This window comes from Flavobacterium sp. NPDC079362 (assembly GCF_050267765.1).
GTDB classification, from domain to species: Bacteria; Bacteroidota; Bacteroidia; order Flavobacteriales; family Flavobacteriaceae; genus Flavobacterium; species Flavobacterium azizsancarii.
Genome location: NZ_JBNNFM010000003.1, coordinates 34,521 through 47,988, shown reverse-complemented (window position 1 = coordinate 47,988; position 13,468 = coordinate 34,521). Strand labels below are relative to the sequence as shown.

Genomic DNA, 13,468 nt, shown 5'->3' with positions numbered 1-13,468 from the left:
TTTAGTAGTGTTGTTCTAAATCACATTTTTAAATTTGTAAAGAATTTAAAATTTTAAAAGAGATATCCTTAGCAAATAAAAAAATGGAATTATTCAATAAGAAAAATAAAAACAGAGTTCTTAAAGCAGTAAATAACGAAATGTCGTATCAAAAATTAACTGCATCGGAATTACATCAATTTGTGCAGCATTGGAATTATGATGACGGAATCGAACCTTTTAAATGGATCATAAAGCAAATTTATCTGGATAAAGGAACTGCACTTTGCTTGTATTGGATGTTACAGCCTGATTATTTTTGCAAATTCAAAAACGAAGACGAGATAAAGCAAGATATAAATTTTGAGAGTTATCCATTAATAAAAGATATTGAAGAAAGATATATTTCCGGTTTTTATGTCGATGGAAATTTTTCGTTTGATCCAAGGGAAGAGTTTCTCGATGAAAATTCCAGTATTAAATGTATTCCTGCAGAAATGCAGATAAAATCGCCAGGAATTGTTTTTGACCGAATAGATATTGAATTTGCTTTTTTAAGAAACCCGAATGAAAAGGAATTAAAAACAATAAACTCAAAAATAGCAGATGCTATAAAAATTATTCAAATCTCAAATTCTGATTTTGTTTATGGCGAGACAAATGACGCAATTAAAGCTATAATCGAAAGTATTGAATATTGGAAAACGAAAGAATTAGGAAAAATTAAAATTAAGAATCTGTCGTATTTATGGATGGATTGTATTCATAAAAAACACAATTGGAGTTGGATTATTTGGGATTGGGAAACAGGAAATAATATAGGGGTTACAAATGCAACAAAAGAATTAACTTGTTTGGCAGATACTATTATAAATCATACCATTGATGGGTTTCAGAAATCTTCGATAATTTCAGATTTGTATAAAGATTTAGAAGGAGCAAGTAATTTTTATGATTTAAAAAGAGATCCTTATAGCGGAATTGGGTTGCTTTTTAGTACTGATCATTTGAAGTTTAGAGAATGATATTTTAGTTTTTGGGATAAATAAATTAAATAGAATTCAATATGGAAGAAGTGAAATTTTCTAACTGTGAAAAGTCAATTACAGAACTTGATTTGTTAAATGTTGAAAAAAGATTGCAAGTAAAATTCACGAATGATTTTAAAATTCATTATTTAAAATATAATGGAGGAGAGTCAACAGTCTGGAAAAGAACCTCTTAATATTGATGCAAAAGAGAAACATTTTGAATACATAAAAAATGTAATATATATAAGAATCTTGAAAAGAAATACGATTCAAATTTTAATTCGATACGATTTAGATATTGAGCATGGTCTTGAATTTAAAATAAGAAATAATAAAATAGTTGCTGCAGGAGGTATAGCAGAAACCTAAGACAAATAATTAGAGAAGTTTAAAAGAGTTCAATTTTGAGCTCTTTTTTTATGATCAGAAATTTACTTTAAGATTAATTGCGTAATTTAGTAAAACCGGAAATTAACAATCCAAAAGAAACTATTATGAGTTTAAATACCGCAGTAAATAACAATAAAATCGCTTTTTTTTCAACACAACCTTATGACAAGGCTTTTTTTAATAAGCATAATAAGGAGTTTGGTTTTCAATTGGATTTTTTCGAAACGCAACTGAATCCGCAAACTGTAATTTTAATCGAAAATGCTTCAATTGTTTGTGTTTTTGTAAACGATATTGTCAACGAAGCAGTTATAAAACAATTGGTAGAAAAAGGCGTGAAAATTATTGCTTTACGCTGTGCCGGTTTTAATAATGTAGATTTAGAAGCGGCTAAAAAGTACAATTTAAAAGTCTGCCGAGTTCCGGCATATTCACCAGAGGCAGTTGCAGAACATGCGATAGCCATGATTTTGACTTTAAACAGAAAAACGCATAAAGCATATAACAGAGTTCGTGAACAAAACTTCTCTCTAAACGGATTATTAGGTTTTGATTTATTCGGCAAAACAATCGGAATCATCGGAACGGGAAATATAGGGAAAGCTTTTGCGAAAATTGCATTGGGTTTTGGATGTAAAGTTTTGGCTTATGATATTGTAACGAATCCTGAAATGGAAAAAGACGGAGTTGAATTTGTATCATTAGAAGAGATTTTTAAATCGAGTGATATTATTTCACTTCATTGTCCTTTAAACGATCAGACGAAACATATAGTAAATAAAAACTCGATTGCTTCGATGAAGGATAACGTGATGATTATCAATACGAGTAGAGGCGGATTAATTGAGACAGCGTCTGTAATCGAAGGTTTAAAAGAAGGTAGAATTGGTTATTTGGGAATCGATGTTTATGAACAAGAAGAAAAACTATTCTTCAGAGATCTTTCAGAAGATATTATCCAGGATGATAATATTCAGCGTTTAATGAGTTTTCCCAATGTTTTGGTTACAGCACATCAGGCGTTTTTTACCAACGAAGCTTTAACGCAGATTGCTTTGGTTACGTTTAATAATATTAAATCTTTGCTGACTAATAATGATATTGAAAACAAAGCAGCTTTGTTGGTTTAAAAATGAATTAGTTTCTCTCATTGAATATTCTCTGTGTTTTAAACTTATAAAAAATAATAATTATGAAAAATAAAATTTTAATGGCATTTATGATTCTGGGAATGATTTCATGCCAAAACAAGGACAAAACCGACTCAAAAAGTATCATTAAAACAGTTGCTGAAGATACATTGTCAAAAACAGTTGCAGGAACTGCAGATGTTAGCGATGCTCCCGTAAAAGATGATAAAGCGGTTGAACTGATTCGTACACAATTGAATATTCTATTAAAGAAAGATTTGCCTGCAATGACAAAAGACGACAGATTCTTTTATTACAGTGCTTTCGATTTAAATAATGATAAAAAGGATGAATATTTCGTAGGTTTCTCCAACCCTTATTTTTGCGGAAGCGGAGGTTGTTCAGGATATATCCTAAACAATGACGGAAGTGTAATCAACAAGTTTACTGTGACAGATTTCCCAATATTAGTAACAACTTCAACATCGGATAAATTTTATGATCTTATTTTTGAAACTGGAGGAAAATTTCATCTTCTAAAAATAAAGAATGGTAAATATCCTTCCAATCCATCTGTTCAGGAAATTTGGAAAGGTGATGTTCCTAAAGAAAATACGAAGGTGTTGGATATTCAAGGAAAGAAATTAGAGAAGTATTCGTTTTAAAATAGAAAGAAGCCATCCGAAAAGAACAGTCTTTGGCAAACCCGACAGGTTTTTAAAACCTGTCGGGTTTAGAACTCCAGTTTAGAAAGCCATTCTAAGTCTTCTCTATCTAAATCTTCTTAAGAAATAACTCTGTCATATTTTATATCCTCTTCGCTTTGTTTCAGAATATCAAATTCATATTGTTCGAATTGGTAAATTTTAAAGTATTCATGATTAAAGGATTTTAAGTTAAATAAATAAAAAACCCGACAAATTTTTAAAAATTTGTCGGGTTTGAATATTATAACAATTTTGGAATTTGGAATTTTTAAAAATTGGAATTTTAAAATTTACTCTACAAGTTCTACAAATTTAAACTCACCTTCAACAGCCACTTTTGTTAAACCGTGTCTAGATAAGTTTTTCATGGCAGCATCCCATTTTTTACCGCTTAAATTGGCAGTAACTTTTAGTTGTGCTAAATCCATTTTATTTTCGTTTCCTTTTAATAAATCAATAATTGCTTTCTCTTCATCAGACAATTCAATTAATTGTTTTTTCTCCGGACGCATTTGCGGGAACAATAAAACTTCCTGAATCGATGCATTGTTTGTTAAGTACATAATCAAACGATCCATACCAATTCCCATTCCGGATGTTGGAGGCATACCGTATTCAAGTGCTCTTAAGAAATCTTCATCGATAATTCCGTTTGCTTCATCATCACCTTTTTCAGCCAAACGCATTTGATCTTCAAAACGCTCACGTTGATCAATTGGGTCGTTTAATTCAGAATAAGCATTTGCAATTTCTTTACCACAAACCATCAATTCAAAACGTTCTGTAAGTTCAGGATTATCGCGGTGCTCTTTACACAAAGGCGACATTTCTTTAGGGTAATCAGTAATGAAAGTAGGCTGAATATAATTTCCTTCGCATTTTGCTCCAAAAATTTCATCAATCAGTTTTCCTTTCCCCATTGTTTTATTAACGTCAATTCCCATTCCTCTGGCAGCGTCAAACAATTCCTCCTCTGTTTTACCAGAAATATCAAAACCTGTAAAATGTTTGATAGAATCCGTCATCGTTACACGGGCATAAGGCGCTTTAAAGTTAATTTCGTGTTCACCAAAAGTAACTTCGCTCGTTCCGTTTACTGCAATTGCACAATGCTCAAGAAGACCTTCAGCAAATTCCATCATCCAGTTGTAGTCTTTGTAGGCTACGTATATTTCCATTGCGGTAAATTCAGGATTATGCGTTCTGTCCATACCTTCATTTCTAAAGTTTTTCGAGAATTCATAAACACCTTCAAAACCACCAACAATTAATCTTTTCAAATACAATTCGTTTGCAATACGCATATAAAGCGGAATATCAAGTGAATTATGGTGCGTGATAAACGGACGTGCTGCAGCTCCACCAGGAATCGATTGTAAAACCGGAGTTTCAACTTCAAGATATCCTGCATCGTTAAAATAACCACGCATTGCAGTATACAACTTTGTACGTTTGATAAAATTCTCTTTAACTTGCGGATTCACAGTTAAATCTACATAACGCATTCTGTAACGTAATTCAGGATCATTAAAAGCATCGTGAACGTTTCCTTCTTCATCTACTTTTGGTAAAGGCAACGGACGTAAAGTTTTACTCAGGAAAGTAAATCCGTCAACACGAATACATTGCGCACCAACTTTAGTGGTAAACAATTCACCTTCAATTCCAATAAAGTCACCTAAATCAGTTAGTTTTTTAAATACAGTGTTGTATAAAGTTTTATCATCACCTTCACACAAAACATCGCGGTTCACGTACAATTGTATGCGTCCTTCGCTATCCTGCAATTCAGCAAAACAAGCTTTTCCCTGATCTCTCACGCTCATCAAACGACCGGCAACGATCACCTTCTTACCTTCTTCAAACGACTCCTTTATTTGCTTTGAAGTATGATTTACTGGAAAAAGATTAGCAGGATAAGGATTGATTCCTAAGTTGCGTAAGTTTTGAAGTTTTTCTCTTCTGATGATTTCTTGTTCTGATAATGCCATTTTGTGCTCTTTTTTAAGTGTGCAAAGATAAAGAAAAGAATGTAGATTTTAGAATGCAGGTTTTAGATTTTTTGTAGCAGTAATTTATTGCGTTTCAAGATTCTTTTGTCCCGCTATTCGGTTGTATCTTTTTTGCAGAAAAAGCAAAAAAGGATACCGCTTCTATCGGGGCTGGATTAGAAATTTTAGTTTTTAAAAGATGTTTTGGTTGGAGTGTTTCTGTCCTTTCGGTTTTTCTGTCCTTTCGAAGAAGGAGAAATCACACCAGGAACTCCGCAAAGAAATTCGCCCATCTTTGTAGAATACTGGATGTGATTTCTCCTTCGTCGAAATAAAAAACAATACTTAATGAGTAAAATACACAAACACAATATTGTGTAAAAAAATGTAAGAAATAAACCGAAAACCGCAGTATCTTAGCTTCTCAAAACCTCAGAGCCTTAAAAAAAATGAAATACATATCAGCCTTAATAATTCTACTCCTTCTTACAAGTTGTCAGATCACAGAAACCATCACAATAAAACCAGACGGAAGCGGTAATATTGAAGTTGAACAACTTCGCGATGAAAATAGTTATATGCAAGTGGTTGGAGAAAACTATTCTCGAGAAGAAGCTTTTCAGGATACAACATTTGTTTTTCAGGAATATATCACAAAATACAACGAGACATTTTTAAAATATACAACTGTCGAACAACAATTATTTAAAAGGTATGCGAATGTAAAAGCACATCTTAAAAAAAGTTCCTTCGAAAAAGAATTCCGAAATACATTTACTCAAATTTTAGTAAAGTTTCAGAAATTGCCGATTTGTATAAAACAGAAGATTATGCAAATGACCTCAGGCACAACTACGCTTTAACTGCTGAAAATCACTATTACAAAATAGAATACTCTTTTGATGGAAAAGTTTTTAAACGTTTGGTTTCGGTCACAAATCCAGAGCAGCTACAAAAAGAAAAAGATCAATTTAGGAATGTGGATCCTAAATATGCTTCTTTAAAATTGACGCAAAGCTATATTTTGCAATATCATTTTCCTCATAAAATAAAATCAGTTTCAAATGAAAAAGCAATTATCAGTTCAGATAAAAAAACAATGACAATAGAATTTAAGCTTTCAGATTGTATGCAAAATCCTGAAATGACAAGCTTAGAAGTCGTTTTAGAGTGAATTATCATAGGGCAAGGATTTAACGAATTTAAACAGGTTAACGCTGTTTTTTTTATTTTGAAGACACGATCTTTGTCAAAGTCAAAACTTTGACAAAGATTAAACGGAAATAACCTGCGTTCAACCCATTTCAATCCGTCAAATCCGTGAGCAATTTTCGCATCAACAATTATACAAATCCACGATAAAAAAATAAAAATAGTCTTCGTATCTTTGATGAAAAATTCGCCATTATGAAATTATACAAGTTACTTAGTTTTTGTTTTGTATTAGCAACGTTAACAAGCTGCACATTAACCGAAAATATTTATGTAAACGATAACGGAACCGGGAAGTTTTCTGTCGACATGGATGGTTCGTCTTTAATGGCAATGGCAGGAGATCAGCTTGGTGATCAAATGGGAGCTGATGCCAAGAAAAATATAGATTCTACTTTTACCTTCAAACAATTATTTGAACAGAAAAAGGATAGTATTGCAAAATTATCCCCTGAAGCGCAAAAAGAACTTAAAAAGCTGGAAAATTTTGTAGTAAATACCAAAATGAACGCAGAGAAAAAAGAGTTCTTAATGACACTTTCGACTGATTTTAAAAACGTAAATGAATTACAAGATGCATTGCAATCTTTAAGCGCACTTCAAAAATTAGAAGGCGGGGCAAATTCTTCAACACCTTTTGCAAAAGGTTTAGGAGATAATAATAGTAAGTTAAGTTACAGTTATGATGGGAAGAAGTTTACGCGTAAAGCAATAATAGATAAACAAAAACTAGCTGCAAAAGCAAAAGATTCTGCTGCAGATATGTCTAAAATGATTTTTGCTTCGTCGACTTATATCATAAAATATCATTTTCCTAAACGAATCAAAAAAGTATCAAACCCAGGTGCTTTGTTTAGCGAGGATAGAAAATCAATTACAATTCAATACCCTTTCACGGATTATATGGAGAATCCTGAGAAACTTAACTTTGATGTTGAGTTTGAGAAATAATTAAAATGAATAAAAAAATTCAACTTCAGGATTTAGGAAGCAAAGATTATAAATCGACCTGGGAATATCAGGAAGAAATTTTTAAAGATATAGTCGACTTAAAAATCAAAAACAGGAGAGAAGAGCTCGATTTGCCAACTCCAAATTATTTACTTTTTGTATCGCATCCTCATGTTTATACCTTAGGTAAAAGCGGAGATCTGGAAAATTTATTATTAAACGAAAAACAACTCGAAGCCAAAGGCGCAACTTTTTATAAAATCAATCGTGGGGGTGATATAACGTATCACGGACCGGGACAAATTGTAGGTTATCCTATTTTGGATCTGGAAAATTTCTTCACTGATATTCATAAATATTTACGTTTTCTCGAAGAAGCTATTATTCTTACTTTAGAAGAATATGGTTTAAAATGTGGCAGGAGCGAAGGCGAAACTGGAGTTTGGCTAGATGCCGGAACACCGTTTGCACGTAAAATTTGTGCTTTGGGAGTACGTGCTTCACGCTGGGTTACCATGCACGGATTTGCCTTAAATGTAAATGTTGATTTGGGTTACTTCGATAATATAATTCCGTGTGGAATTCGCGGTAAAGGTGTTACTTCATTACAAGTAGAACTAGGCGTGGAAAAAGTCGATGAAGCCGAAGTAAAAGCGAAAATTGTAAAACATTTAGCTGAACTGTTTGAAGCTGAATTCGTTTAAATTGGCTTATTAAATATAAATAATAGGAAAAATGCTGAAGGAGCTGCAATTTTATAATAATTGTAGCTCCTTTAGTATTTACGTTTGTTTTTGCTACTCAGGATTAAAAAACCAATATCATTTTTATTTCGATAAGGCCGAATGCTTTTTTTAGATGATATTTTAAAGTGGGGAAATAAGATAAATAGGTCAATAAGTTTTCCTTAATAGTTTTCTTTTTTAGAATAGTAAATTGTACAAAAGGGTAGTAATTGTATGGTTTTTTATGCTAAATTTGGTTTGACCCTTCTAATAAAAGTTTTAAACCAAATCTAATTAAATAACATATGAGAAAAATCTACTTTATTTGCTTCCTTTTTATGCTTAATGGTCTTTTTGCTCAAAAAAAAGATAAATTATATCCAATTTCAGTTTATGAAAAAGTCTGGTCAGAACGCAATAGCGAGACAAGATTAAAAATAATAAAAACAATCTGGCTAGAGGAAAGTACTTTCGAAGATCCTTCTGCGTCTATAAAGGGAACAGTTGCCCTTAATAATGTTATCAATGAGTTTTATAAAAAGTTCCCGGATGCTATATTAACTTCGGGCTCAAAAGTAGTAAAAGACAATTATGTAAGTTGGGACTGGAAAATTTTAGATTCAAAAAATAAACTTATAATGGCAGGACGTGATTTTGCCAGACTCAATGGAAAAGGACAGGTAAGTAAAATTATTGGTTTTTGGGATTCAGAAGCTACTTTGCCAGAATCAGAAGTTTTGAAAAATATTGAAACCGATAATTTTAAAGTTGTAGCACAATATTATGAAAGCTTTTTTAAAACCAGAGATTTTACCACAATGGCACCTTTAATCGAAGAAGGAGCAATATATAGCCAAGCCGAAGGATTGCCTTACGGAGGAACGTATGTTGGTTTTAACGAATGGATTAAGATGTATACAAAATCAACTGAATTTTTTGATTTACAAATAGAAAAAGAGCCTGTTTATTTTAGTGACGCGACTAAAAATGAAGTTATTATTTATTTTACAATAAAGGCGAAAGCAAAAAAATCAGGTAAAACACTTTCAATGCCAATTTCAGAACATCTCGATTTAAAAAACGGGAAAATTATTGCCATTAGACCATTTTATTTTGATACAAAGCAATTTGCAGAGTTTTTAAAAAGCAAAAAATAAGGAAAGTTATTTTTTTGAATGATTAAAAACTTGTAATTATATAGGTCTTTTAATCATTCAAAAATTAATTCGAGTTGTTCCGGCAAAAGCCTGAAACTCATTCGGTGGTATTTTGTTGGGCCATATTTTCTAATAGCTTCACGATGTTCTTTTGTTGGATATCCCTTGTTTTGTTTCCAGTTGTACATTGGAAATTCTTCGTGAATTTGATCCATGTACTCATCGCGATATGTTTTTGCTAACACAGAAGCCGCAGCTATACTTATATATTTAGAGTCTCCTTTTATAATACTTTCATTGGGTATGGATTTTAATAATTCGATTTCTTTTTTCGAAAATTGTTTACCAAAAGTATTTTTTAAACCCAGTTTTGCATTCAGTAAACGATTACCATCCACAATAATAAATTCAGGAATCTGATTTAATTTCAGGATACATTCCTGCATTCCCTTCATTGATGCATTTAATATATTGATCTCATCTATTTCGTCAGGATGTAAATGTGTCACAGAAAAACAAACAGCATGTTGTTCGATAATTGGTTTTAAAGATACTCTTATTTTCTCAGACAATAGTTTACTGTCATTTAAAATTAAATTTTCAAAATCAGCAGGTAGAATTACAGCTGCCGCTGTTACAGGACCTGCCAAACAACCTCTACCGGCTTCATCTGTTCCTGTTTCTAAAATAAAACCTGAGAAATTTTTTGCAAGCATTTTATTTTTTCTTTTTGAGATGCAAATATTATAAAATATTTTTTTTTAATTCTTTAATAATAATCTAGGATTTATCAAAAAAGTAAATAAGCTATGTATTTTGATGATGTTCGTAAAAGTAGGTATTGTTTTTTATGAGGTTTACTAATTTGTCTTGATTAATTGTTAAAAAAAAGTTAAGTATCAGATTTACGTAAGTTTGAAATTTATGCAAAAAAGCGAGGAATAATTTTATTAAAACGATTAAAATTAGTGCTTTTTAAGGTATAAATTGATGGATGTTTAAAAAATTAGATTAAAAATAAGTTAAAATGTTTTGGTATTTTAAGAAATAATTAAGATGTTTGCCGCATACTAATTCAAAATAAACTAAAATGAAATTAAAATTACAATGGATTTGTACGCTATTAGTAGCGTTGTCTATGCAGTTTTCTTTCGCTCAGGAGAGAACTGTTACCGGAAAGGTCTCTGATAAAACAGGCGTCATTCCAGGAGTAAATGTTCTTGTAAGAGGAACTAAAGTAAGTACCCAGACAGATTTCGACGGAAGTTATTCCGTGAAAGCAAAAACTGGAGATGTTTTAATATTTTCATACGTAGGTATGAATAATAGAGAAGCTACTGTTGGAACATCAAACAGTGTAAATGTTCAATTAGAGTCAGAGGCTCAATTGATGAATGAAGTTGTTGTTGTTGGTTACGGTGTACAAAAAAGAAAAGAAGTTACGGGTTCTATTTCTAAAATTGCCGGAAGTGATATTGCTAATTTAGTTACTCCAAGTTTCGAGGGAGTATTAGCAGGTAGAGCAACAGGAGTCCAGGTTTTAACTAATACAGGTCTTCTTGGTGCTGCTCCAAAAATTAGAATTAGAGGTATTGGATCTATTTCCGGAAGTACAGAGCCTTTAATTGTTGTAGATGGTATTCCTATTTATTCTGGCGATATTGGTGGTGTTTCAGCTACAAATGGTTTGGCTGACATCAACCCGGAAGATATTGAATCTTTCGACATTTTAAAGGATGGTGCTGCGACAGCTATTTACGGTTCGAGAGCTGCTAATGGTGTTATTTTGATTACTACTAAAAGCGGAAAAAGAGGAGCTCTAAAAGTGAGTTATTCAAGCGTTTTTGGTGTTGCTAGTGCAGCTAAAAAATACGATTTATTACAAACTCCGGATTTCATTACTATCTCTAATGAGAAGAGATCGAATGCAGGACAAACTCCTTGGGCTGTAGGAAATACGTATAATACAGATTGGCAAAGTGCTGTTTTAAGAAATGCTCCTCAAACTACACATAATCTTAATTTTAGTGGAGGTTCTGAGAAAACAAAATATTATTTGTCTTTAGGAATTACTGATTTAGATGGTATCAATTTATCAAATAGTATGAAAAAATATTCGATTAGAGCGAATATTGATCAGGATATCAACAGATGGTTAAGTTTTGGGACTAATTTAAATGTGAACAGAACTGAGTATAATGGTTTGAATAGTAATGCAAGTGGATTGTCGGGTAATATTTTTAATACAATCAGACAATTACCAAACACACCGATTTATGATGCTCTTGATCCAACTGGATATAATCTTGCACCGGGTAATGCTGCTGTTGGTCAGTGGGATAACTTAGCTGCTGTAGGCGACGCTATTACAAATATTATGTATGTTCTTGACCATAACAAATATAAATCAACAACAACAAGAATTATTGCAAGTGTATTTGCAAATGCAAAAATTACTTCTGACTTAAGTTATAAATTACAAGTAAGTGCAGATAATGCTTCAACAGATGGCTTTTATTACTGGAATCCTATTCATGGAGACGGACGTTCATTTAATGGATATGTGTACCAGGAGAATAGAAATCTGTTGAGATGGAACTGGCAAAATATTTTGAATTACAAGCATACTTTTGCTGAAGATCATAACCTTGGTGTGACAGGGGTTGCTGAGTATCAAAAATCACAAGATAAAACATTATGGGGTCAGGGAAGTGATATTATAAGTGACTTCTTTGATAAGAACTTAGTAAATAATAGTTTTAATACTAAAGATACCGGTGGTGGTATTTTAGAAAAAGGAATTATATCATACTTAGGTCGTGTGACATACAACTACAAAGAGAAATATTTTGTTCAGGGATCTATTAGACGTGACGGAATTTCTCAGTTTGAATCAGATGTTAGATACCATAATTTTCCTGGAGTTTCTGCAGGTTGGACAGTTTCTAAAGAAGGATTTATGGAAGGAATTAATAGTGTAGTTTCTGATTTGAAATTCAGAGGTTCTTATTCTGAAGTGGGTAACGTTGATGTTTTAAACGGAGCATCTTATCCTTCAAAAGATCTTACAATTGGTTCTCCATACGGAAGTTCAAATGGTATTGGTTATTATCAATTTGGAAATCCTTTATTACAATGGGAGACTTCTAGTAAAGTGGACTTTGGTGTAGATTTAGGATTGTTCAACAATCGTTTGACTGTAGCATTTGATTATTATAAAAATGATATTGATAATTTAGTTTTAGCTGCGCCAACACCTCCATCTATTGGTATTCCAAACAATACAATCAACCAAAACGTTGGTGCAATGTACAATCAGGGATATGAATTTGCTGTAACTTTCAAAGCTATCAATAATGCAAATTTCAAATGGGATGTATCTTCTAACGTGACTTTTACTAAAAATAAAGTTACTGCTTTATATGGTGGGCAACCAATTGTAGGTGGTTCATCTACAGATACAAATATTGCACCTAACATTATTATCAAAGAAGGAGAATCGATTAACTCTTTATATGGGTACAGATATTGGGGTGTTAACAGCGCAAATGGTAATCCTGTTTATTACAAAGCTGATGGTAGTTTAGTACAAGGAAATCTTAGTACAACAACGTATGCTGTTTATGACCCTGCTAATCCTGCTAACGTAGCTACTGGAGCATCTTTAGGAACTGCTGATAAAACTATCTTAGGAAATACATTGCCTACATATTATGGTTCTTTTACATCTACTATGAAGTATAAAAATCTTGATTTTGGTTTCATGTTTAGATTTAGTGGAGGAAATAAAGTTTTCAACGCAACCAGAAGAGAATTAATGAATCAAAATTTCAACAATAATGGTACTGAGATATTAGGAAGGTGGCAAAGTGTTGATAATCCTGGAGACGGATGGACACCAAGATTAATTGCTAGTTCTAATACATTTACGAATCTTTCAGGAAATGCCACTACGCGTTTTGTTGAAAAAGGTGATTTTATCTCACTTGATAACATCAGTTTAGGATATACATTACCTAAGTTAGTAATGGACAAAATAGGAGTAGATAACTTTAGATTATTTGTTCAGGCACAAAATATCTGGTTAATAACAAAGTATAAAGGTATAAATCCTGAAATGGAAACATCTGGAGTAGATGTGAATGGTACCCCACGTGCTAAAGTGATATCAGTTGGATTAAATGTAAGTTTATAA

The 13,468-nt window shown here is 32.1% G+C and carries 12 protein-coding genes; 10 read left to right on the top strand and 2 right to left on the bottom strand.

The features are described from left to right. Positions 1-83: 83 nt before the first annotated feature. The 4 genes from ACQKCJ_RS04165 to ACQKCJ_RS04150 all read left to right on the top strand — a co-directional run bounded on the left by ACQKCJ_RS04165 (position 84) and on the right by ACQKCJ_RS04150 (position 3,195). Positions 84-1,004 (top strand): DUF4274 domain-containing protein, encoded by a 921-nt coding sequence (locus ACQKCJ_RS04165; protein ID WP_427401444.1) that lies wholly within the window; start codon positions 84-86, stop codon positions 1,002-1,004. Between the two features lie 162 nt (positions 1,005-1,166). Further along, complete coding sequence (locus tag ACQKCJ_RS04160) at positions 1,167-1,379, top strand: hypothetical protein (RefSeq protein WP_427401443.1); 213 nt, start codon at positions 1,167-1,169, stop codon at positions 1,377-1,379. Positions 1,380-1,504: 125 nt separating this feature from the next. Next, positions 1,505-2,530: a 2-hydroxyacid dehydrogenase gene (locus tag ACQKCJ_RS04155; RefSeq protein WP_271334914.1), complete on the top strand. Its 1,026-nt coding sequence runs from the start codon at positions 1,505-1,507 to the stop codon at positions 2,528-2,530. Positions 2,531-2,592: 62 nt separating this feature from the next. Next, positions 2,593-3,195, top strand: a complete 603-nt coding sequence (locus tag ACQKCJ_RS04150) for a hypothetical protein (RefSeq protein WP_271334913.1) — start codon at positions 2,593-2,595, stop codon at positions 3,193-3,195. Between the two features lie 332 nt (positions 3,196-3,527). On the opposite strand, the gene lysS is transcribed toward ACQKCJ_RS04150, so the two are convergent. Beyond that, positions 3,528-5,228, bottom strand: coding sequence for a lysine--tRNA ligase (lysS, locus tag ACQKCJ_RS04145; protein WP_271334912.1), 1,701 nt, complete (start codon positions 5,226-5,228; stop codon positions 3,528-3,530). A gap of 449 nt (positions 5,229-5,677) precedes the next feature. On the opposite strand from lysS, the gene ACQKCJ_RS04140 reads away from it, so the two are divergent. The 5 genes from ACQKCJ_RS04140 (at position 5,678) to ACQKCJ_RS04120 (ending at position 9,273) form a co-directional block, all read left to right on the top strand. Beyond that, positions 5,678-6,091: a hypothetical protein gene (locus ACQKCJ_RS04140; protein ID WP_427401442.1), complete on the top strand. Its 414-nt coding sequence runs from the start codon at positions 5,678-5,680 to the stop codon at positions 6,089-6,091. Next, positions 6,040-6,402 carry a hypothetical protein gene (locus ACQKCJ_RS04135; RefSeq protein ID WP_427401441.1) on the top strand — a complete coding sequence of 121 codons (363 nt, stop codon included), beginning with the start codon at positions 6,040-6,042 and terminating at the stop codon, positions 6,400-6,402. Before ACQKCJ_RS04140 ends, ACQKCJ_RS04135 begins: the two co-directional genes overlap by 52 nt. 233 nt (positions 6,403-6,635) lie before the next feature. Next, the gene (locus ACQKCJ_RS04130) at positions 6,636-7,391 is read left to right on the top strand and encodes a hypothetical protein (RefSeq protein ID WP_427401440.1); all 756 of its coding nucleotides are present in this window, start codon (positions 6,636-6,638) and stop codon (positions 7,389-7,391) included. Between the two features lie 5 nt (positions 7,392-7,396). Continuing rightward, a complete protein-coding gene (gene lipB, locus ACQKCJ_RS04125) occupies positions 7,397-8,095 on the top strand; it encodes a lipoyl(octanoyl) transferase LipB (RefSeq protein WP_427401439.1) in 699 nt (232 codons plus the stop codon). Positions 8,096-8,421: 326 nt separating this feature from the next. Continuing rightward, complete coding sequence (locus ACQKCJ_RS04120) at positions 8,422-9,273, top strand: nuclear transport factor 2 family protein (protein WP_427401438.1); 852 nt, start codon at positions 8,422-8,424, stop codon at positions 9,271-9,273. 53 nt (positions 9,274-9,326) lie between these two features. Here the strand turns inward: ACQKCJ_RS04120 and ACQKCJ_RS04115 are convergent, their stop codons facing one another. Then, a complete protein-coding gene (locus tag ACQKCJ_RS04115) occupies positions 9,327-9,989 on the bottom strand; it encodes a ribonuclease HII (protein WP_271334907.1) in 663 nt (220 codons plus the stop codon). Positions 9,990-10,363: 374 nt separating this feature from the next. Here ACQKCJ_RS04115 and ACQKCJ_RS04110 point away from each other — a divergent pair, with 374 nt between their 5' ends. Beyond that, a complete protein-coding gene (locus ACQKCJ_RS04110) occupies positions 10,364-13,468 on the top strand; it encodes a SusC/RagA family TonB-linked outer membrane protein (protein WP_427401437.1) in 3,105 nt (1,034 codons plus the stop codon).

Excerpts from the sequence above, each read along its gene's own strand:
- ACQKCJ_RS04165 (WP_427401444.1), top strand. The coding sequence starts at position 84 with ATGGAATTATTCAATAAGAAAAATAAAAACAGAGTTCTTAAAGCAGTA.
- ACQKCJ_RS04160 (WP_427401443.1), top strand. The coding sequence starts at position 1,167 with ATGGAGGAGAGTCAACAGTCTGGAAAAGAACCTCTTAATATTGATGCA.
- ACQKCJ_RS04155 (WP_271334914.1), top strand. The coding sequence starts at position 1,505 with ATGAGTTTAAATACCGCAGTAAATAACAATAAAATCGCTTTTTTTTCA.
- ACQKCJ_RS04150 (WP_271334913.1), top strand. The coding sequence starts at position 2,593 with ATGAAAAATAAAATTTTAATGGCATTTATGATTCTGGGAATGATTTCA.
- lysS (WP_271334912.1), bottom strand. The coding sequence starts at position 5,228 with ATGGCATTATCAGAACAAGAAATCATCAGAAGAGAAAAACTTCAAAAC.
- ACQKCJ_RS04140 (WP_427401442.1), top strand. The coding sequence starts at position 5,678 with ATGAAATACATATCAGCCTTAATAATTCTACTCCTTCTTACAAGTTGT.
- ACQKCJ_RS04130 (WP_427401440.1), top strand. The coding sequence starts at position 6,636 with ATGAAATTATACAAGTTACTTAGTTTTTGTTTTGTATTAGCAACGTTA.
- lipB (WP_427401439.1), top strand. The coding sequence starts at position 7,397 with ATGAATAAAAAAATTCAACTTCAGGATTTAGGAAGCAAAGATTATAAA.
- ACQKCJ_RS04120 (WP_427401438.1), top strand. The coding sequence starts at position 8,422 with ATGAGAAAAATCTACTTTATTTGCTTCCTTTTTATGCTTAATGGTCTT.
- ACQKCJ_RS04115 (WP_271334907.1), bottom strand. The coding sequence starts at position 9,989 with ATGCTTGCAAAAAATTTCTCAGGTTTTATTTTAGAAACAGGAACAGAT.
- ACQKCJ_RS04110 (WP_427401437.1), top strand. The coding sequence starts at position 10,364 with ATGAAATTAAAATTACAATGGATTTGTACGCTATTAGTAGCGTTGTCT.